Below are 233 nucleotides of genomic sequence, written 5' to 3'. Positions count from 1 at the left end.
CCCCCCCCCCCCCCCCCCCCCCCCCCCCCCCCCCCCCCCCCCCCCCCCCCCCCTTTTCAAGCCGAAGACGGCATACGAGATGATACCTCCTGTCTCGTGGGCTCGGAGATGTGTATAAGAGACAGGGGTATTGCCATTGTCGGTCACGGTGACCGTGCTGCCCGGCTCCCCTTTGCCACCCAGCGTCGGTGAACGGTCATCGGTGGTCTCGCCCGGGGCCACTGGCCCGGTCT

At 70.0% G+C, this 233-nt stretch carries 1 protein-coding gene; it reads right to left on the bottom strand.

Going from position 1 to position 233, the window contains the following annotated elements:
- On the bottom strand, positions 1 to 233 hold a 233-nt coding region (locus JHD74_RS26540; protein WP_199063970.1), incomplete at both ends, for a hypothetical protein.

Origin of the sequence: Serratia sp. ASV30, from assembly GCF_016428815.1 — a bacterium.
GTDB classification, from domain to species: domain Bacteria; phylum Pseudomonadota; class Gammaproteobacteria; order Enterobacterales; family Enterobacteriaceae; genus Chania; species Chania fonticola_C.
Note: the sequence above shows the minus strand (reverse complement) of the source record. Positions and strands in the feature narration are given on the sequence as shown.